Below are 19,203 nucleotides of genomic sequence, written 5' to 3' on the forward strand. Positions count from 1 at the left end.
GGGGCGCGGGCGGGGCGGACTGGTTCTGGGCCCGCGTCTCTCCGGCGCTTGCCGATTCGCGGCCCGGCCGCCTGGCCGAGGCGCTGCAGGCCCTGGACGCGGCCCCCGGCGGCGCGGCTTTCACGCCGCCGCGCCTTCAGGCCCTGCAGGAGATCGCCCATGCCCATGGGCGCGAGATCCTGCGCGCCACCGTGGGCACGCGCGTCTCACCCGCTCTGGTTCTGGCGGTGATCGCGGTGGAAAGCGCAGGCGATCCCTCGGCCGTCTCGCGGGCGGGGGCGCAGGGGCTGATGCAGCTCATGCCCGCTACGGCGGCGCGCTTCGGCGTGCAGGACAGCCTCGCCGCGGCGCAGAACATCGCCGGGGGCGTGGCCTATCTCGACTGGCTGTTCGGCCATTTCGGCGGTGATCCGATCCTGGCTCTGGCCGCCTACAACGCGGGAGAAGGGGCCGTGCGCGAAGCCGGCGGCGTGCCCCCCTATCCCGAGACGCGCGCCTATGTCCCCAAGGTGCTGACCGCTTGGACGGTGGCGCGCGGGCTTTGCCGGACCCCGCCCGAGCTGCTGTCGGACGGCTGCGTCTTCGTGGTGGACATGCTCTGAAGGGGGCGACCTCCCGCCGGTTCGGCCGAATGCAGTTCGGCAGAATGCACCGGGGGGCAGAGGCGTTTACCGGATCTTAACCCTTTCCTGCGATGCTGGCGGCATCGAATCGGACAGGGGTATGCATCATGGTGTCGGACAGGCAGGCAGCGGGGGCAGGGGGATCGGGCCCTGTCATGCCGTGCCCTGTCCTGCCACTCCCCTCGTCTGGTGCCTTGCGGCGGGGCGGGGGGCGGTTCGCGCTCAGTCGACGATGCGCGCCTCGGTGGCGGCGCGGATATCGGCGTCGGTGACGTCCGGGGCGCATTCCACGATGCGCAGGCCGCCTTCGACCACGTCCAGCACGCCCAGATTGGTGATGATCCGGTCCACCACGCCCTTGCCGGTCAGGGGCAGGGTGCATCGGCGCAGCAGCTTGGATTCGCCGGCCTTGTTGGTGTGGTCCATTACGACGACGACGCGCCCCACCCCGGCCACGAGGTCCATCGCCCCGCCCATTCCCTTCACGAGCTTGCCGGGAATCATCCAGTTGGCGAGATCGCCTTCCTCGCTGACCTCCATCGCGCCCAGGATGGCCATGGCGATCTTGCCGCCGCGGATCATGGCAAAGCTGGTGGCCGAATCGAAATAGGCCGAATGGGGCAGTTCGGTGATGGTCTGCTTGCCGGCATTGATCAGGTCCGGGTCTTCCTCTCCCTCATAGGGAAAGGGCCCCATGCCCAGCATGCCGTTCTCGCTCTGGAGCGTGACCGAAATGCCTTCGGGGATGTAGTTGGCCACCAGCGTCGGGATCCCGATGCCGAGATTGACATACATGCCGTCGCGCAGTTCCTGCGCGGCACGTGCGGCCATCTGGTTGCGGGTCCAGGGCATCGGTGCTCCTCCTCAGGGGGTGGTGGCGGGGTGATCGTTTCCGATCTCCGTCGGAACGTCCAGTGCGATGCGTGTGCCGGCCGGGCCGGAGGTCACGGACAGGTCGGCCCCCATTCCCTCCACGAGCTGGATCGCGATGCGCCCGCCCATGCTGGCCATGTCCGGCCATGCGGTTCCGGGGGCCAGGCCTATGCCGTCATCGGCGACGATGAGGGTCAGCCGTCCGTCCTCTGCGGCGGTCAGGCGGATATCGACGGTGCCGCTTTCGCGGCCCGTGAAGGCATGTTCGAGGGCATTGGTCACGATCTCCGACAGCAGGAGGCCGAGCCGTGCCGCCAGGTCCACGCTCACAAGGGCATGATCCGCGCGGAACTGGACGCTGATTCCGGCGCGGCCATCCAGATGGGCCACGGCATTGGCCACGCGCGACAGATAGGCCTCGAGGGGGATCCGTTCGCCACGGTTGGCAAAGCCGGCTGCGCTCAGCTCCTCATAGAGGAGCTGGAGGCTCTCCACCCGCCGGACGAGGGATTCCGGATCGGCGCTGCCGCCGCGTGCATGAAGCCGGATCAGACCGACGATCATGGCCAGATGATTCTTCACCCGGTGCTGGATCTCGCGCAGGGCCAGATCGGGCGAGGCATTGGCCGCGCGTCGTGCCTCCTCTTCGGAAAGGGCCTTCTGGATACCTAGGAAATGGGTCACCTCGCCGTCCGGTCCGTGTACCGGCGCGACAAGCAGGCGGTTGCGGAAGGGCCGTCCGTCGGCCCGGTAGTTGAGCAGATCGACCGAGATCTCGCGCCGTGCCGCGATCGCCTCGCGCAGCAGGCGCACCTGATCGGGGTCGCTGTCCGGCCCCTGGAGGAAGCGGCAGTTGCGGCCTATGGCAGCACTGCGTTCATAGCCCGTCACGCGCGAGAAGGCGTCGTTGACATAGACGATGGGATTGTCCGGCAGATTGGGGTCCGTCAGGACGAGGGAGACGCCCGCGCGCAGCATCGCATCGAAGGCCGCATCATCGGCCAGGACGCCCGGAACAGGCGTGGGGGTGTCGGGGGACATGGGGAGGGCGGCTCCGATGGGGACGCGGTCATGCGCCGGAAGGAGGCATCACGACGCCGTCCCGGGGCCTGTCCCTTCGCTCGGCGTCGGTCTGGGACGGGTCGTGCGCTGTTCGATGCGCTTCTCGTGCTGGCCCTGGATCAGGCGGTGGACATAAATGCCGGGCAGATGAATGCAATCGGGGTCGAGGGTGCCGACCGGCACGATCTCCTCGACCTCGGCCACACAGACCTTTCCGCAGGTCGCGGCGGGGACATTGAAGTTGCGCGCCGTCTTGCGGAACTGGAGGTTGCCGGTGGGGTCGGCGCGCCAGGCCTTGACGATGGCGAGATCGGCCACGATCGCCCGTTCGAGGATGTAGGTCCTGCCGTCGAATTCCTTGTGCTCCTTGCCCTCGGCCACGATGGTGCCCACCCCCGTGGGGGTATAGAAGGCGGGGATCCCCGCGCCGCCGGCCCGCATCCGCTCGGCCAGGGTGCCTTGGGGGTTGAATTCGAGTTCCAGCTCGCCTGACAGGTATTGGCGCATGAACTCGGCATTCTCGCCCACATAGGAGGACATCATCTTCCGGATCTGCCGCGTCTCCAGCAGGATGCCCAGACCGAAGCCGTCCACGCCGGCGTTGTTGGACGCAACGGTGAGATCCTTCGTCCCTGCATCGCGGATGGCGGCGATCAGCAGCTCGGGGATGCCGCAGAGGCCGAACCCGCCTGCGGCGATGGTCATGCCGTCGAACAGCAACCCTTCGAGTGCGGCGCGTGCGTCCGGATAGACCTTGTTCATCCTCACCCTCCCGCGGCACCTGCCCATTGCCGGGCCGGCCCCCCCGGCCCGGCGCCACGGACCGTAGCGCTGCAGCGCCGCAAGGAAAAGAGGCGGATGCGTCATTCCTCGATCCGGTCCGGCTTGCCCGAGGCCGGTCGGGCCGTTGCCTTGCGGGCAGCGGTCCTCCCGGTCGCCGACCGTCCGGCGGATGTGCCCTCTGGGGCCGGGGCGGCCGTTTTCGCAGAGGCCTTCTTCGCTGTGCGTCTGGCGGCAGTCTTGGCCGGATCGGCGGCCGTTGCGGTCTTCCCGGTCGTGCCTCTGCCCTTGCTGCCCTTGCGCCCTGCCGCGGGGGCAGCGGTCTTCGCCTCGATCAGGGCCAGGGCGTCCTCGAGCGTCAGCGTCTCGGGGTCGCGCTCGCGCGGAATGGTGGCATTGATCTTGCCCCATTTGACATAGGGGCCGTAGCGGCCGGGCATCACCTGGATCTCGCCCCCTTCGGGATGCTCGCCAAGGCTCCGCCCTGCGGGCAGGGCGGATCGCGCACCGGCTCCGCGCCGTCCGGCCGCCTTCTGTGCGAGCAGCTCGACGGCCCGGTTCATGCCGATCTCCCAGACATCCTCGACCGAGGGCAGGGTCGCATAGAGGGTCCCGTGCCTGACATAGGGGCCGAAACGTCCGATCCCCGCCTCGACCGGTGCGCCATCCTCGGGATGGGTGCCCACCTGGCGCGGCAACGACAGAAGCCGCAGCGCAGACTCGAGCGTCATCTCCTCGGGCCGCCATCCGCGGGGCAGGGATGCGCGGGGTGGCTTGGGATTGTCGGCCGTCGCCTCGCCGCGCTGCACATAGGGGCCGAAGCGTCCGTCCCGCAGCCAGATCGGTTCGCCCCCGTCCTCGCCGAGAAGGCGTTCACCCGCCGGCGCCGCCTCGGCATCCTCGGGCGGGGGGCCGAAGGGGCGGGTATAGCGGCATTCGGGATAGCGCGAGCAGCCGATGAAGGCGCCGCCCGTGCGGGCGGTGCGCATCGACAGCCGCCCTTCGCCGCAGGCCGGGCAGCGGCGCGGATCGCCCCCGTCGGCCCGCGGGGGATAGAGATGCGGCGCCAGCACCGCATCGATCCGCTCCAGCACCTCGCCGATGCGCAGATCGGCGGTCTCTGCCAGCGCGGCGGAAAAGTCCCGCCAGAAATCCGAGAGAACCGTCTTGTAGTCGGTCTGTCCCGCGCTCACCTGATCGAGGCGATCCTCGAGGCTCGCGGTGAAGTCGTATTCGACATAGCGCGGGAAATAGGTCGCCAGGAACGCCGTCACGAGGCGCCCCTTGTCCTCGGGGATCAGGCGTCCGCCTTCCTTGCGGACATATTCGCGTTCCTGGATCGTCGAGACGATCGTGGCATAGGTGGAGGGGCGGCCGATGCCCAGTTCCTCCATCCGCTTGACGAGGGTCGCCTCGGTATAGCGTGGCGGTGGTTCGGTGAAATGCTGCGCGGGCGTGACGGAACCTTCTCCGCCCCTTCGCCGGCGGCCATCGGGGGCAGGCGCGCGTCGTCCTCTCCGCTGTCGGGGGTGTCGTCGCGCCCTTCGGTATAGACGCGCATGAAGCCGTCGAAGAGCACGACCTGCCCCGTGGCGCGCAGCCCCACCTGGCCGTCGGCAGAGCCGATCTCGACGGTCGTGCGTTCCAGCCGGGCCTCGGCCATCTGGCTGGCCAGCGTGCGCTTCCAGATCAGGTCATAGAGCCGGCGCTGATCGGCATCGGCGATTCGGAGCGATTCGGCATCCCGCGCCATGTCGGTTGGCCGGATGCATTCATGCGCTTCCTGGGCGTTCTTCGCCTTGTTCTTGTAGAGCCGCGGGGCCTTGGGAACGTAATCGGCGCCGAACCGTGCGCGAATCGCCTCGCGCGTGGCGGTGACGGCCTCGGGTGCCATGTCGATGCCGTCGGTGCGCATGTAGGTGATCAGACCCGCCTCGTAGAGACGCTGGGCCGCCGCCATCGTCGCCTTGGCCCCGAGGCCGAGCTTGCGCGAGGCTTCCTGCTGCAGCGTGGAGGTCATGAAGGGCGGCGCCGGATGGCGCGAGGCAGGCCGGGCCTCGACCGAGAGGATCGACAGGTCGCGGTGGCGCACCGCCTCGACCGCGAGGGAGGCGGCCGCCTCGTCGGCGAGGTCGAAGCGATCGAGCTTCCTTCCCCCGAGCGAGACCAGCCGGGCCGTGAACTCCTTGCCGCGGATGGTGCGCAGCACGGCCTCGACGGTCCAGTATTCGCGCGCACGGAAGGCTTCGATCTCCATCTCGCGATCGACAATGAGCCGCAGGCAGACGGACTGGACACGCCCTGCCGATTTCGCGCCGGGCAGCTTGCGCCACAGGACGGGCAACAGGTTGAACCCCACCAGATAGTCGAGCGCACGCCGCGCCAGATAGGCCTCGACCAGGGCGCGATCCACCTGACGGGGGTGCTTCATCGCCTCGGTGACCGCGGCCTTGGTGATGGCATTGAAGGTGACGCGGCTGACCACGCTGTCCTTGCGGAGCGCCTTGCGCTCCCGCAGGGCCTCGGTCAGATGCCAGGAGATCGCCTCACCCTCGCGGTCCGGGTCGGTGGCCAGGATCAGCTCGGGGTCATCCTTCAGCGCGTCGGCGATGGCCTTGAGGTGCTTGCGCGATTCGGTCGCCACCTCCCATTCCATCGCGAAGTCCCTCTCGGGATCGACCGAGCCATCGCGGGCCGGCAGGTCGCGGACATGACCGTAACTGGCCAGCACGGTATAGTCGCGCCCCAGATAGCCGTTGATCGTCTTGGCCTTGGCCGGAGACTCGACGACGACAACGGGCATGGGCACACTCCGTCCGGGCAGGGGGCGGTCTGGGGCGGCGGTATGCGGGGGGGGCTCCGGGATTGTCAATCCGGAGCTGACGGGGCTGACCGGGACGGGACCGCACAGGCGGACAAAAACAGGGGAGACCGGCATCATCCCCCCCTGGCCAGCAGGCCGCCGGGCTGGCGCCGGATGAGGCCCTCGATCTCGAGATCGAGCAGCACGGGAGCAACCGTGGCAAAAGGGATGGCCAGATCGCGGATGAGCTGATCTTCGGCCAGGGGAGAGGGGCCGAGACGCTCGAGGATGCGGCTGCGCAGATCCGTCGCCCTCGTCGGGGCGGAGGAGGGAGCGGCCACAGCCGGTGGCGGGGACAGAGACAGGCTGCAGGGCGCATTCCCGGATGCCGGGGCCGGGGCCGGCAGGGATGCGCCCCACCTCATCCCGGCAAGAGCCGGGGCAAGCGCTTCTTCCACATCGGCGGCGGAGCGGACCAGTGTCGCCCCGTCCCGGATCAGCGTGTTGCAGCCAGATGCGCGGGGATCCAGCGGATGGCCCGGGACGGCCATCACCTCCCGCCCCTGGTCGCTCGCCTGCCGGGCGGTGATGAGCGAGCCGGATCGTTCGGCGGCTTCGACCACGACGACGCCCAGCGACAGCCCCGCGATGATGCGGTTGCGAGCGGGGAAATGCCGGGCCTGCGGCTCCATCCCGACGGGATGTTCGGACAGGCGCAGGCCCTGTTCGGCGATGCGGGCGGCAAGTCCTGCATTTTCCGGCGGGTAGATGTGATCGACCCCCCCCGCCATCACCGCGACGGTGCCGGTCGGCAGGGCCGCCTCATGCGTGGCCGTGTCGATGCCGCGGGCGAGGCCCGAGACGATGACGAATCCCTTCTCCCCCAGCCCGGCGGCCAACGAGCGCGCCATGCGCAGGCCCAGAGAGGAGGCGTTGCGCGACCCCACCAGGGCGACCATCGGACGGGAGAGCAAGGCGACATCGCCCAGCGCCCAAAGGAGGGGCGGCGCATCAGGCAGAAGGGCAAGGGCGGGCGGATAGTCCGCATCCCCCCGCAGCAGCAGCCGCGCCCCCTGGGCCAGACCGCGGCGGTATTCGGCAAGGGCCACCCCCTCGGGGCAGGGGGCATAGTCCTCGATTCCGGCGGCGCGGGCCACCGACGGAAGGGCCCGCAGGGCGGCGCGGGCCGATCCGTGTTCGGCCAGAAGGCGGAAGAAGGTCGTCACGCCCACCCGGCGCGAACGCAGCAGGCGAAGCCAGGCAAGGCGTTCCTCCTCCTGCTGGATCACGGCAGGGCGGCCTGCGTTGCCGGTTGGTGCTGATCTGTCCAGGGCCATGCGGGATTCCCATCCTCCTTCAGGGAATCAGTCTGGCATGGAAAGGTTAATATAAGGTTTATGATCCCGGCTGCCGGCGCAGCGGATTCAGCCGTTGCCGTCGCGCTCCGGTTCGATCTGCCCGCTGGCTCCGAGGGCCTGCGCCACGCCATAGCACAGCAGGGCCCAGGCTGTTCCCAGCGCCCAGCCGGCCAGCACGTCGGAGGGCCAGTGCACCCCGAGATAGACGCGGCTGATCCCGACCGCGATGACGATCGATGCGGCCAGCACGAGATAGAGGGCCTTGAGCCGCCGCCGCGGTTCGGCCCGGGCGAGCATCGCGGCCAGCGTCAGCCAGGTTGCCGCGGACATCATCGCATGACCCGAGGGGAAGGAGGCGGTGAGGGCTTCGGTTCCCCAGGGGACAAGATCGGGGCGCGGCCGGTCGAACAGGGTCTTGAAGGCAGAGGACAGAAGCTGTCCGCCCGCGACGGCCGTGGCCAGCAGTCCGGCCGAACGCGGCTGCCCCCGCACGACCAGAACCACCAGCGCCACGAGCACCAGCGGCAGCAGGATGGCGACCCCGCCGAGAGCGGTGATGTCGCGCATGGCCGTCTCCACCCAGACGGGGCCGATCGGATCGGCAGGGTTGCCGGGGCTGCGCAGGGCCAGCAGCAGCGCCTCGTCAAGGGCGTGGGTGCCGCCTTCGGCCATCTCCGAAGCCAGTCTCGCAAAGCCCCACAGCAACAGAGCCACCGCCAGCAGCAGCAGCAGGCTGCGGGTCTGGATGCGGGCGAGGAGGCGGATCATGGCAATCTCCCGAAGAACTTGCGCAGCAGCTGGCACGGATCGATCCGCTGTCAACGGCCATGCGCCGGCCCCTGGCTCAGGTGGCGGCGCCGCCGACCGTCAGCCCTCCGATCAGCACAGAGGGTTGTCCCACCCCCACCGGCACCCATTGACCGGCCTTGCCGCAGTTGCCGATGCCGGGATCGAGGGCGAGATCATGGCCCACGGCGCGGATGCCGCGGAGCGCGGTTGCCCCGTCGCCGATCAGTGTGGCGCCCTTGACGGGTTCCATCACCTGTCCGTTGCGGACGCGGTAGGCCTCGGTGCAGGAGAAGACGAATTTCCCGCTGGTGATGTCCACCTGTCCGCCGCCGAAGCCTACCGCCCAGAGGCCGTCCTTCAGATCCGCGACCAGGTCCTTCGGGTCTGCGTGGCCGGCCAGCATGTAGGTGTTCGTCATGCGCGGCATGGGGATATGGGCAAAGCTCTCGCGCCGGCCGTTGCCGGTCGGGGCCATGCCCATGAGACGGGCATTCTGCCTGTCCTGCATGTAGCCGGTCAGGATGCCATCCTCGATCAGCACGGTGCGGCCGGAGGGCGTGCCCTCGTCATCCACGGTGAGGCTGCCGCGGCGCTCCGGAAGCGTGCCGTCATCCACCACCGTCACCCCCCGGGCGGCAATCTGCGTTCCCATCAGTCCGGCAAAGACCGAGCTGCCCTTGCGATTGAAATCGCCCTCGAGCCCGTGGCCGATCGCCTCGTGCAGCAGGATGCCCGGCCAGCCGGGGCCGAGCACCACATCCATGATGCCGGCCGGGGCGGGCCTTGCCTCGAGATTGACCAGCGCGATGCGCAGCGCCTCGCGCAGGGCGGCCTCCCAGGTTTCGCGCCGCATGAGCCGCGAGAGGTCATGACGGCCGCCGGTGCCGTGATGACCGGATTCGCGCCGCCCGTCCTGTTCGACGATGACCGAGACATGGAGCCGCGCCATCGGGCGCACATCCGTCACCAGATCGCCTTCCGGGCGCAGGATCGCCACCTCCTGATGCGAGGCCGAGAGGCTCGCGCTCACCTGGACCACGCGGGGGTCCATGGCGCGGGCGGTGGCGTCGATCTCGCGCAGCGTCTCGACCTTGAGGGCGAAGCCGGCCTCCTCGAGCGGATCGGCCTCGCCATAGAGGCGGCGGTTGGTGCGCGGCGGCGGGGGGGCGAGCGTTCCGCCCCCCTGACCGACGGCAAGGCGCGCGGTGGCCACGGCGCGGGCCAGCGCCGGTTCGCTGATGTCGGTGGAATGGGCATAGGCGGCCGTTTCACCCCGCACGGCGCGCAGGCCGAATCCCTGGGCCGCATCGAAGCTGGCGGTCTTCAGGCGGCCATCGTCGAAGGTCAGCGCCTCGGAGCGGCGCCGCTCGAGAAAGAGTTCCCCGTCATCGGCCCCTGCGGTGGCTGCGCGCAGATGGCGCAGGGCGGCATCGCGGTCGATGAGGTCCTCGAAGGGGCGGAAGGGCGCGGAAGGCATGGGCAGGGTCCCCTCTGGGCTGGATGCGGGCCGGCGGGGCGCGGCCTGTCGCCGCGCCGCTTGTGATGCCCCGACAGATATGGGAAGAGAGGCGCGACCGACAGGGGCTCGCGTCCGGCAGGGCGGCCGGGCCCTGCCATCCGTATGCGCGAGGAGCCGTTCATGCGCCTGACTCAGACCTTCCGGACTCTCGCCGCTGCTGCCGGGGCCTCGTTGCTCGGGGCTGCCGCCTGGGCCCAGGAGGCTGCCACGACCTTCGGCCAGTCGGCGGGCGGCGCGCTGCCCATCATCGGTCAGCCGGTGCCGGGGGGGATCAACTTCCAGCCCTCGATGAGCGAGGTGGCCCGCAACACCCGCTGGCTCGACAACATGGTCCTGTGGATCATCACCTTCATCGTGATCCTGGTGGTCGCGCTGCTGCTGTGGGTGATGCTGCGCTACAACGAGCGGCGCAATCCCGTGCCGGCCCGCTTCACCCACAATTCCCCGCTCGAGGTCACCTGGACGGTGGTCCCGATCGTCATCCTGGTGTTCATCGGCGCCTTCTCCCTGCCTGTGCTGTTCAACCAGCAGGAAATCCCCGAAGGCGATGTCCACATCACCGTCACGGGATACCAGTGGTTCTGGAACTACCAGTATCCGGACGAGGGGATCGCCTTCGACAGCTACATGATCGGCTACAACGAAGGCAACCTGAACGAGGACATCAGCGCCCAGCTGGCCGCCGCCGGCTTCTCGGACGAGCACTGGAAGCTCGCCACCGACAATGCCGTGGTGGTGCCGGTGGGGGCGACCGTGGTGATGACCGTGACGGGCGGGGACGTGATCCATTCCTGGGCGCTGCCGGCCTTCGGGGTGAAGCAGGACGCGGTGCCGGGCCGTCTGGCGCATCTGTGGTTCAGGGCCGAGGCCGAGGGCGTCTATTTCGGCCAGTGCTCCGAGCTGTGCGGCAAGGATCATGCCTTCATGCCCATCGTGGTCCGGGCTGTTTCGCCCGAGGCCTATGCCGAATGGGTCGAGGCTGCGCGCGAGCAGTTCCCGGCCAGCTGATCCGCGCGCGGGGCGGGTCATCCGCGCGACACCCTGTCGCGGCGCTGCAGGATGCCTGCGGCGCCGTCATCCGTTAGCTTCGGGGGCGATCATGAGCGATGCGAGCCTGACCACCCGTCTCGGTCCTGCGGCCGCCCCTGCGGGCGAGGGGTCCTTTGGCGATTATTTCGCGCTTCTCAAGCCGCGTGTGATGTCCCTCGTGATCTTCACGGCACTGGCCGGGATGATCGCCGCGCCGGGGGCGATGCATCCCTTTGTGGGATTCGTCGCGCTGCTGTGCATCGCGGTGGGGGCAGGGGCCTCGGGTGCGCTCAACATGTGGTGGGACGCCGATATCGACCGGCTGATGCGGCGCACCCGCGGCCGGCCGGTGCCCTCGGGGCGCATCGGGGCGGGCGAGGCGCTGGGCCTCGGTGTGGCGCTCTCGCTGTTCTCGGTCATGATGCTGGGGCTCGCGGCCAACTGGTTCGCGGCGGGGCTGCTGGCTTTCACCATCTTCTTCTATGCGGTCGTCTACACGATGTGGCTCAAGCGGCGGACGCCGCAGAACATCGTCATCGGCGGGCTGGCGGGGGCGCTGCCGCCGCTTGTCGCCTGGGTTGCGGCGACCGGCTCGGTCGCCTGGGCGCCGCTGCTGATGGTGGCCTTGATCTTCCTGTGGACCCCGCCGCATTTCTGGGCGCTGGCGCTGTTCGTCCGGGGCGACTACGGTCGTGCCAATGTGCCCATGCTGACCGAAACGCATGGCGACCGCGCAACGCGCAACCAGATCGCGCTTTATGCCGTGCTGCTGGCCCCGGCGTCGCTGGCGCTGGCACTGTCCGCGGCGGGGGGCTGGCTGACCTTCGGGGCCTCGATCCTGCTCACGGTCCTGTTCGGGCAGGCAGGATGGGCCGTCTGGCGGCGCGATGCGGCACAGGCCGAGGGCGACGGATGGGCAGCCGAAAAGCGCCTCTTCCGCCTCTCGCTGTTCTACATGGCCGGGCATTTCGCGGCCGTGATTCTCGATTCGCTGCTGGGCACGGGCTGGGGGGGCTGAGTCATGGCGATCCGTGTCGAGCACGAGCTTCACCGGCGCCGGCGGAGCCGCAACTGGGGTCTGTTCGCCGTGCTGGTCGCCTTTGTCGCGCTGGTCTTCGGCCTGACCGTAGTCAAGGTGCTGAGCCTCGACAGCATCGCCCAGTTCCAGGGCTATGACCATGTCATCCAGCCCGCCAATCTGATTCCCGAACCTCAGGCGGAGTCTGCCCCATGACCCCGAATGCCCGTGTCGCCCTTTCGGCTGTCGGTCTTGTCGCCTTCATGGGGGCGATGTCCTTTGCCGCCGTGCCCTTCTACGACTGGTTCTGCCGCGTGACGGGCTTCGGCGGAACGACATCCGTCTCCGACGGCACGGGCATCGAGCCGACGGACCAGACCGTCATCGTGCGGTTCGAGGCCTTCACCGAACGCGGCATGCCCTGGCAGTTCCGCCCCGTCCAGCGCAGCATGACCGTGCGCATCGGCGAGACCAACCTCGCCTTCTACGAGGCCCACAATCCGACTGACCGCCCCGTGGCCGGACAGGCCAGCTTCAACGTCGTGCCCTATGCGGCGGGCGGCTATTTCTCCAAGATCCAGTGCTTCTGCTTCACCGAGCAGGTGCTTCAGCCGGGCGAGACGGTGCAGATGCCCGTGAGCTTCTATGTGGATCCGGCCATCCTCGACGATCCCGACGGGCGAGGCGTGCGGGAGATCACGCTGGGCTACACCTTCTACGAGATCGACCTGCCGCCGGAGCAGGCGCAGGCCGCCCTGGCCCGCCCCGTCGCGGAGGTGCCCGAGGGGCTTTGACAGTGGCGGCGCCTGCCGCCATAGAGTGACGCCGAAGACCGCAGCCGAGACCGCAGAGGAACGCGCGCGATGGCCCATGCCAAGAACCACGACTACCACATCCTGCCGCCCTCGATCTGGCCCTTTCTTGGTGCGGTGTCGGCTTTCGTGATGCTCTTCGGCGCCGTGCTGGGCATGCACGGCACCAGCGAGAGCTTCCTTGGCAACTACTGGCTGTTCCTGATCGGCGCGGTGGGTGTTCTCTACACCATGTATGGCTGGTGGGCGGATGTGATCGCCGAAAGCCGTGTGGGGGACCATACGCCCGTCGTGCGCATCGGGCTGCGCTACGGCTTCATCCTCTTCATCATGTCCGAGGTGATGTTCTTCGCGGCCTGGTTCTGGTCCTTCTTCAAACATGCGCTCTATCCGATGGGGCCGCAGTCGCCGGCGGTGGACGGCGTCTGGCCCCCGGCCGGCATCGAGACCTTTGACCCCTGGCATCTGCCTCTCATCAACACGCTGATCCTGCTGTGCTCGGGCGCGGCGGCGACCTGGGCGCACCACGCCCTTGTGCATGAGAACAACCGGCAGGACATGAAATGGGGGCTGTGGCTGGCGATCCTGCTCGGCCTGTCTTTCACGGGTCTGCAGCTCTACGAATACAGCCATGCTGCCTTTGGCTTTGCCGGCAACATCTATGGCGCCAACTTCTTCATGGCGACCGGCTTCCATGGCGCGCATGTGATCATCGGCACGATCTTTCTGGCTGTCTGCCTGCTGCGCGTCTATCGCGGCCATTTCACGCCCGAACAGCATGTCGGCTTCGAGGCTGCTGCCTGGTACTGGCACTTCGTCGATGTGGTCTGGCTGTTCCTCTTCTTCTCTATCTACATCTGGGGCTCCTGACGGGTTTTTCTCCCTGATGAGTGTGGCGGCGCGCGGATCTGTCTCCGCGCTCCCCTCCGAGGAGATGGCGTGAAACGGCTGTGGTTCCCCTTCCTGCTTGGCCTGGCCGGTGTCGCCGTGCTCTGCTCGCTCGGGGTCTGGCAGCTTCATCGCCTCGCCTGGAAGGAGGCGCTTGTTGCCGACATCGCGGCCCGGATCGCTGCCGCCCCCGGCCCCCTGCCCGTCACGCCCGACCCAGAGCGCGATCAGTATCGTCCCGTGACGGTCGCCGGCGCCTTCGAAGGACAGGAGGCGCATGTCCTGACATCCCTGCCGGGGCGCGGCCCGGGTTTCCGCGTGATCTCGGTGCTCGAGACCGGAGAGCGGCGGCTTCTGGTGGATCTCGGCTTCGTCCCCGAGGCGCAGAAGGAGACGCCCCGCCTTGCCCGGCAGGCCGTGGTGACGGGCAACTTGTTCTGGCCCCCCGCTTCGGCCTCGGCCCCGCCGCCGGATGCGGAGCGGGGCATCTGGTTCGCCGACGACCCCCAGGCGATGGCGGCGGCGCTCGGGGCCGAGCCGGTGATCCTCGTCGCGCGCGAGATCGCCGGTGCCGATCTGGGCACCACACCGCTTCCGGTCAGCCCCACGGGGCATCCGCAATGACCATCTGGGCTATGCCGTCACCTGGTTCGGCCTGGCCGCGGTCTGGGCGGCCATGAGCGCCTGGCTGTTCTGGCGCAGTCTGCGGAGGCCCGCATGAGACAGGTCCCGCCCCAGGTCCCGCCCGGTGCCAGGGCTTGCCCCGGCCGCCCCGACTGAAGAGGAAACCCCATGCGCTATGTCTCCACCCGCGGTCAGGCGCCCGTCCTCGGTTTCGAGGAGGCGATGATGACGGGTCTGGCCGCCGACGGGGGGCTTTATGTTCCCGAGAGGGTTCCGGCGATGTCCGCCGCCGAGATCGCGGCCCTGGCCGGTCTGTCCTATGAGGAGGTGGCCTTCCGCGTCATGCGCCCCTTCGTGGGCGAGGCCTTCGGCGAGGAGGAATTCCGCGGGCTGATCGCGGAGTCCTATGCGGGCTTCGGTCATGCCGCGCGGGTGCCGATCGTGCAGATCGGGGCGAATCATTTCCTGATGGAGCTGTTCCACGGCCCGACTCTGGCCTTCAAGGATGTGGCGATGCAGCTCATCGGGCGGCTGTTCCGCGCCTCGCTGGCGCGGTCGGGACGGCGCATCGCGATCGTGGGGGCGACATCGGGCGATACCGGTTCGGCGGCGATCGAGGCCTTTCGCGGCGTGCCGGGCGTGGAGGTGTTCATCCTCTTTCCCCATGGCCGCGTGAGCGAGGTCCAGCGCCGCCAGATGACCACCCCGGCCGAGGCGAATGTCCATGCCATCGCCGTGGACGGCACCTTTGACGACTGTCAGGCACGCCTGAAGGAGATGTTCGCCGACCGCCGCTTCGCCGAGGAGGTGGGCCTTGCCGGTGTCAATTCGATCAACTGGGCCCGGGTGCTGGCCCAGGTCGTCTATTACGTGACGGCGGCAGTCGCGCTCGGCGCGCCCCACAGAGCGGTCAGCTTCACCGTCCCCACGGGCAATTTCGGCGACATCTATGCCGGGCTGATCGCAAGGCGGATGGGCCTGCCGGTCGAACGTCTGGTGGTGGCGACCAATCAGAACGACATCCTGCACCGGACGCTGACGGGCGGCGAATACCGCAAGGCGGGGGTGCGCCCCTCGATCAGCCCGTCCATGGATATCGAGGTGGCATCGAATTTCGAACGCGCCCTCCACGATGCCCATGGGGGCGACAGCGCGGCGGTGCGCGCCGACATGACGGCCCTGCGCGAGGAGGGGGGCTTTCGCGTGGCACAGGGGGCGCTGTCGGCCTTGCGCGACTGGTTCGCCTCGGGCCGGGCGTCCGAGGAGGAGACATCTGCCGCCATCGCCCGCACCCTGCGCGAGACGGGGCATCTTGTCTGCCCGCATACCGCCGTCGGCCTGCATGTGGCCGCAGGATTCCTGGGGGCAGTGCCGATGGTGACGCTGGCGACGGCTCATCCCGCCAAGTTCCCCGAGGCGGTCGAAGCGGCGACCGGTCTGCGCCCGCCCTTCCCCCGCGCATGGCCGACCTGTATGACCGGCCGGAACGGCTGACTCGGGCGCCGAACGACCTGTCCGCCCTCCAGACCCTGATCCGCAGCCGCATCGAGAGGCCGCACGCCGCATGACCGTCCGCCTTCATACCCTGCCCAACGGATTCCGTGTCGCCACCGAGGTCATGCCGGGCCTGCGCTCGGCCTCGGTCGGTGTCTGGGTCCTGGCAGGGGGGCGGCACGAACGGGCCGAGCAGAACGGCATCGCCCATTTCCTCGAACACATGGCCTTCAAGGGCACCTCGCGGCGTTCGGCCCTCCAGATCGCCGAGGCGATCGAGGATGTCGGCGGCTACATCAATGCCTATACCTCGCGCGAGATGACCGCCTATTATGCGCGCGTGCTCGAAGGGGATGTGGCCCTCGCGCTCGACGTGATCGCGGACATCCTTCTCGACCCCCTCTTCGCCGAGGAGGAGATCGAGGTCGAACGCGGCGTGATCCTGCAGGAGATCGGTCAGGCGCTCGACACCCCGGACGACATCGTCTTCGACTGGCTGCAGGAGACAGCCTATCCCGATCAGCCCATCGGCCGGCCGATCCTGGGAGAGAGCGCGCGCGTCAGCCGCTTTGGCCGCGAGGATCTGAGGCGCTTCGTGGGCGAACATTACGGGCCGGGGCAGATGATCCTGGCTGCAGCGGGCGCCGTGGACCACGAGGCCATCTGCCGCGAGGCCGAACGACTGTTCGGCCATCTGCCGCCGCTGCTGCACCCGTCCCGGCCGGAGCCTGCGCGCTGGCAGGGCGGCGAGCGGCGCGAGATCCGCGCGCTCGAGCAGGTCCATTTCGCCCTCGCCCTCGAAGCGCCGGCCTGGCGCGACCCGGACCTGCAGACCGCCCAGATCTGGGCCACGGCGATGGGGGCGGGCATGTCCTCGCGCCTGTTCCAGCAACTGCGCGAGGAACGCGGGCTGTGCTACACCATCTTTGCCCAGTCCGGTGCCCATGAGGATACGGGGATCGCCACGATCTATGCCGGCACCTCGGCCGAAGACATCGAAAGACTGGCCCTGCTGACCGTCGATGAGCTGCGCCGCGCCGCCGAGGATCTGACCGAGGCCGAGATCGCCCGCGCGCGCGCGCAGATGAAGGCGGGTCTTCTGATGGGGCTCGAATCGCCCTCCAGCCGGGCGGAACGGCTGGCGCGGATGCTCCAGGTCTGGGGCCGGGTCCCCAGCGTCGAGGAGCAGATCGAGCGGATCGACGCCGTCACCCTGCGCGATGTGCGCGATTTCGCGGCGCGCATGGCGGGGCGGACAGGCATGGCGCTGGCGCTCTACGGCCCGGCAGAGGCGGCGCCGCATCTGGACGCCCTCAGGGAGAGGCTCGCGGCCTGATGTTCTGGGGGCGGCGGGAACTGCGGCTCGAGACCGAGCGGCTCATCCTCCGCCCCCCGCGTCATGGCGACTGGCGCGCCTGGGCGGCATTGCGCGAGGAATCCGCCGCCTTCCTCCAGCCCTGGGAGCCGACCTGGGCCCCGGACCATCTCACCCGTCGCGCCTTCACCGCGCGCGTCTACTGGTCGCAGCGTTCGGTCGCCAACGGAACGGCGCTGCCGCTGTTCCTGATCCGCCGTTCGGACGATGCGCTGCTGGGGGCGATCACGCTCGACAACATCCGCCGCGGTCCGGCCCAGTCGGCCACCACGGGCTACTGGATCGGCGCGCCCCATGCCCGGCAGGGCTACATGCGCGAAGCCCTCCTGGCCGTGGTGCGCCATGCCTTCGGACCGCTCGACCTCAGCCGTCTCGAGGCCGGCTGTCTGCCCGAGAACACGCCCTCCCGCCGCCTGCTCGAGAGCTGCGGCTACAAATACGAAGGCGTCGCGCAGGCCTATCTCCAGATTAACGGACGCTGGCGGAACCATGTTCTCTACGCCAATCTGCGGCATGACCGGCGCGGACGCACCGAGGCGGGCTGAGCCGCCCTTGTGCTGCGGGGTGCAGTGAGGCACGGAAGGATCATGATGCCGTTGTCCGCCGAGGTCAGGCCCGCCGATCTCTCTCCCGCCGACGAGGCCTTTGCCGCCCGCCTGCGGGAGCGGCTGCCCCCCTCCGCCTTCCGCGAGGCGACCGAGGCCGAACTGACCGAACCGCGCGGCCGCTTCCGGGGCGATGGTCTTCTCGTGTTGCCCGGCTCGACCGCAGAGGTGGCGACGGTGCTGGCGCTCTGCCATGAGGCACGGGTCCCGGTGGTGCCGCGCGGGGGCGGCACGGGCCTGGTGGGCGGCCAGATCATGCCGCCGGGCGGGCCGCGGCCCGTCATCCTCGGGCTCGAGCGCATGGCGCGCATCCGTTCCATTCACCCCGAGGAGAATGTGCTGGTGGCCGAGGCTGGTGCGACGCTGGCCTCCGTGCAGGAGGCCGCGCCAGGGCCGGGCGGCTCTTTCCCCTTTCGCTGGCCTCCGAGGGATCGGCGCGGATCGGCGGGATCCTCGCCACCAATGCGGGGGGAACCCAGGTTCTGCGCTGGGGCAATGCGCGCGCCCTCTGCCTCGGGCTCGAGGCCGTGACGGCCGATGGACGCATCTGGCACGGCCTGACCCGGCTCAGGAAGGACAATCTCGGCTATGATCTCCGCGATCTGCTGATCGGCTCGGAAGGGACGCTCGGGATCATCACGGCGGCGGCGCTGCGCAGCGTGATGCCGCCGGCTTCGGTGGCGGCGGCGCTGCTGGCCGTGCCCACGCCCGGCGCGGCGCTGGCCCTACTCGCTCTGGCGCAGGGGCGGGTCGGGGATGCGGTCCAGGGATTCGAGCTGATCGGCCGCATGGGATGGGAATTCCTTGCCGAGACAGCCCTGGGCGTCTGCCCCCTTTCGCCCGTGCCGGACTGGTGCGTCCTCTTGGAGCTGGGGCTGCCGGCGGGCCTCGATCCGCAGGCGGCGCTGGAAGGCCTCTTCGAGGCGGCGCTGGAAGCCGGACTGACCGGCGATGGCGTGCTCGCGGTCTCGGAGGGGCAGCGCCGGCATCTGTGGGATCTGCGCGAGCGCATCCCCGAGGCCAACCGGCGCATCGGCTCCGTCTCTTCGCACGACATCGCCCTGCCGCTGTCCGAGATCGAAGGCTTCCTGGCCGAGGCCGAGCCGGCGGTCCTCGCGCTCGGGCCGCTGCGGATCAATGTCTTCGGTCATCTGGGCGATGGCAACCTGCACTGGAACGTGTTCCCCGCCCGCGGCACGGATCGCGCCGCCCATGACGCGATCCGGGAGCGGATCAAGCAGACCGTGCATGACCTTGTCCATGCCCGTGGCGGTTCGGTCGCGGCCGAGCATGGGGTGGGGCGGCTCAAGGTGACCGATCTCGAACGCTATGCCGATCCCGTCCGCCTGGCCATGATGCGCGCCGTCAAGGCGGCGCTCGATCCGCGCGGCATCCTCAATCCCGGGGCAGTGCTGCGCGTGCAGGCCCGGACGTCCTGACCGCACCATCCGGGCCGGACCATCCGGGTTCGCGATCGGCCCCGGCCCTGATCACGGGCCGCAGGGCCGGCAGGCCTCGGCGAAGGGGCCATTTCCAGGCAGGCCGCATCAT

Annotated in this window: 16 protein-coding genes and 3 pseudogenes; 12 read left to right on the forward strand and 7 right to left on the reverse strand. The window is 69.3% G+C overall.

The features are described 5' to 3' along the window. A partial coding sequence (locus RUTHE_RS01915) for a lytic transglycosylase domain-containing protein (protein ID WP_021096552.1) occupies positions 1-602 on the forward strand: 602 nt, incomplete at its 5' end. A gap of 243 nt (positions 603-845) precedes the next feature. On the opposite strand, the gene RUTHE_RS01920 is transcribed toward RUTHE_RS01915, so the two are convergent. The 7 genes and pseudogenes from RUTHE_RS01920 to tldD all read right to left on the reverse strand — a co-directional run bounded on the left by RUTHE_RS01920 (position 846) and on the right by tldD (position 9,765). Next, positions 846-1,475 carry a CoA transferase subunit B gene (locus RUTHE_RS01920; RefSeq protein WP_021096553.1) on the reverse strand — a complete coding sequence of 210 codons (630 nt, stop codon included), beginning with the start codon at positions 1,473-1,475 and terminating at the stop codon, positions 846-848. 12 nt (positions 1,476-1,487) lie between these two features. Beyond that, positions 1,488-2,537 (reverse strand): PAS domain-containing protein, encoded by a 1,050-nt coding sequence (locus RUTHE_RS01925; RefSeq protein ID WP_021096554.1) that lies wholly within the window; start codon positions 2,535-2,537, stop codon positions 1,488-1,490. Between the two features lie 48 nt (positions 2,538-2,585). After that, positions 2,586-3,320: a CoA transferase subunit A gene (locus tag RUTHE_RS01930; RefSeq protein WP_021096555.1), complete on the reverse strand. Its 735-nt coding sequence runs from the start codon at positions 3,318-3,320 to the stop codon at positions 2,586-2,588. 101 nt (positions 3,321-3,421) lie between these two features. After that, positions 3,422-6,141: pseudogene (topA, locus tag RUTHE_RS01935) on the reverse strand (type I DNA topoisomerase). A 134-nt stretch (positions 6,142-6,275) separates the two neighbouring features. Further along, the gene (gene dprA / locus RUTHE_RS01940) at positions 6,276-7,478 is read right to left on the reverse strand and encodes a DNA-processing protein DprA (RefSeq protein WP_021096558.1); all 1,203 of its coding nucleotides are present in this window, start codon (positions 7,476-7,478) and stop codon (positions 6,276-6,278) included. A gap of 87 nt (positions 7,479-7,565) precedes the next feature. Then, positions 7,566-8,267 (reverse strand): phosphatase PAP2 family protein, encoded by a 702-nt coding sequence (locus RUTHE_RS01945; protein ID WP_021096559.1) that lies wholly within the window; start codon positions 8,265-8,267, stop codon positions 7,566-7,568. A gap of 76 nt (positions 8,268-8,343) precedes the next feature. Then, positions 8,344-9,765, reverse strand: a complete 1,422-nt coding sequence (tldD, locus tag RUTHE_RS01950) for a metalloprotease TldD (RefSeq protein WP_021096560.1) — start codon at positions 9,763-9,765, stop codon at positions 8,344-8,346. Positions 9,766-9,927: 162 nt separating this feature from the next. Here tldD and coxB point away from each other — a divergent pair, with 162 nt between their 5' ends. The 11 genes and pseudogenes from coxB (at position 9,928) to RUTHE_RS02000 (ending at position 19,091) form a co-directional block, all read left to right on the forward strand. Continuing rightward, positions 9,928-10,815 carry a cytochrome c oxidase subunit II gene (gene coxB, locus RUTHE_RS01955; protein WP_021096561.1) on the forward strand — a complete coding sequence of 296 codons (888 nt, stop codon included), beginning with the start codon at positions 9,928-9,930 and terminating at the stop codon, positions 10,813-10,815. Positions 10,816-10,906: 91 nt separating this feature from the next. Next, complete coding sequence (locus tag RUTHE_RS01960; RefSeq protein WP_021096562.1) at positions 10,907-11,854, forward strand: heme o synthase; 948 nt, start codon at positions 10,907-10,909, stop codon at positions 11,852-11,854. A gap of 3 nt (positions 11,855-11,857) precedes the next feature. Next, a complete protein-coding gene (locus RUTHE_RS01965; RefSeq protein ID WP_021096563.1) occupies positions 11,858-12,070 on the forward strand; it encodes a hypothetical protein in 213 nt (70 codons plus the stop codon). Further along, on the forward strand, positions 12,067-12,648 hold the full coding sequence (locus RUTHE_RS01970) for a cytochrome c oxidase assembly protein (protein ID WP_021096564.1): 582 nt from the start codon (positions 12,067-12,069) through the stop codon (positions 12,646-12,648). The genes RUTHE_RS01965 and RUTHE_RS01970 overlap by 4 nt, the downstream gene beginning before the upstream one ends. A 69-nt stretch (positions 12,649-12,717) precedes the next feature. Then, positions 12,718-13,536, forward strand: a complete 819-nt coding sequence (locus tag RUTHE_RS01975; RefSeq protein WP_021096565.1) for a cytochrome c oxidase subunit 3 — start codon at positions 12,718-12,720, stop codon at positions 13,534-13,536. Between the two features lie 69 nt (positions 13,537-13,605). Then, positions 13,606-14,178, forward strand: coding sequence for an SURF1 family protein (locus RUTHE_RS01980; RefSeq protein WP_021096566.1), 573 nt, complete (start codon positions 13,606-13,608; stop codon positions 14,176-14,178). Next, positions 14,123-14,275, forward strand: coding sequence for an SURF1 family cytochrome oxidase biogenesis protein (locus RUTHE_RS18135; protein WP_342662198.1), 153 nt, complete (start codon positions 14,123-14,125; stop codon positions 14,273-14,275). Before RUTHE_RS01980 ends, RUTHE_RS18135 begins: the two co-directional genes overlap by 56 nt. Positions 14,276-14,346: 71 nt before the next feature. Next, positions 14,347-15,746 (forward strand): annotated as a pseudogene (gene thrC / locus RUTHE_RS01985) (threonine synthase). After that, the gene (locus tag RUTHE_RS01990) at positions 15,743-17,008 is read left to right on the forward strand and encodes a M16 family metallopeptidase (protein ID WP_021096568.1); all 1,266 of its coding nucleotides are present in this window, start codon (positions 15,743-15,745) and stop codon (positions 17,006-17,008) included. Before thrC ends, RUTHE_RS01990 begins: the two are co-directional and overlap by 4 nt. Beyond that, entirely contained in the window at positions 17,008-17,592 is a 585-nt protein-coding gene (locus RUTHE_RS01995; protein ID WP_021096569.1) for a GNAT family N-acetyltransferase, read from the forward strand. Before RUTHE_RS01990 ends, RUTHE_RS01995 begins: the two co-directional genes overlap by 1 nt. Before the next feature lie 45 nt (positions 17,593-17,637). Beyond that, positions 17,638-19,091: pseudogene (locus tag RUTHE_RS02000) on the forward strand (FAD-binding oxidoreductase). Positions 19,092-19,203 lie beyond the last annotated feature (112 nt).

It is taken from the genome of Rubellimicrobium thermophilum DSM 16684, from assembly GCF_000442315.1.
Lineage (GTDB): Bacteria > Pseudomonadota > Alphaproteobacteria > Rhodobacterales > Rhodobacteraceae > Rubellimicrobium > Rubellimicrobium thermophilum.

Coding starts and splice junctions, on each gene's coding strand:
- dprA (WP_021096558.1), bottom strand. CDS start 7,478: ATGGCCCTGGACAGATCAGCACCAACCGGCAACGCAGGCCGCCCTGCC.
- RUTHE_RS01965 (WP_021096563.1), top strand. CDS start 11,858: ATGGCGATCCGTGTCGAGCACGAGCTTCACCGGCGCCGGCGGAGCCGC.
- RUTHE_RS01925 (WP_021096554.1), bottom strand. CDS start 2,537: ATGTCCCCCGACACCCCCACGCCTGTTCCGGGCGTCCTGGCCGATGAT.
- tldD (WP_021096560.1), bottom strand. CDS start 9,765: ATGCCTTCCGCGCCCTTCCGCCCCTTCGAGGACCTCATCGACCGCGAT.
- RUTHE_RS01960 (WP_021096562.1), top strand. CDS start 10,907: ATGAGCGATGCGAGCCTGACCACCCGTCTCGGTCCTGCGGCCGCCCCT.
- RUTHE_RS01970 (WP_021096564.1), top strand. CDS start 12,067: ATGACCCCGAATGCCCGTGTCGCCCTTTCGGCTGTCGGTCTTGTCGCC.
- RUTHE_RS01995 (WP_021096569.1), top strand. CDS start 17,008: ATGTTCTGGGGGCGGCGGGAACTGCGGCTCGAGACCGAGCGGCTCATC.
- coxB (WP_021096561.1), top strand. CDS start 9,928: ATGCGCCTGACTCAGACCTTCCGGACTCTCGCCGCTGCTGCCGGGGCC.
- RUTHE_RS01975 (WP_021096565.1), top strand. CDS start 12,718: ATGGCCCATGCCAAGAACCACGACTACCACATCCTGCCGCCCTCGATC.
- RUTHE_RS01945 (WP_021096559.1), bottom strand. CDS start 8,267: ATGATCCGCCTCCTCGCCCGCATCCAGACCCGCAGCCTGCTGCTGCTG.
- RUTHE_RS01930 (WP_021096555.1), bottom strand. CDS start 3,320: ATGAACAAGGTCTATCCGGACGCACGCGCCGCACTCGAAGGGTTGCTG.
- RUTHE_RS01920 (WP_021096553.1), bottom strand. CDS start 1,475: ATGCCCTGGACCCGCAACCAGATGGCCGCACGTGCCGCGCAGGAACTG.
- RUTHE_RS01990 (WP_021096568.1), top strand. CDS start 15,743: ATGACCGTCCGCCTTCATACCCTGCCCAACGGATTCCGTGTCGCCACC.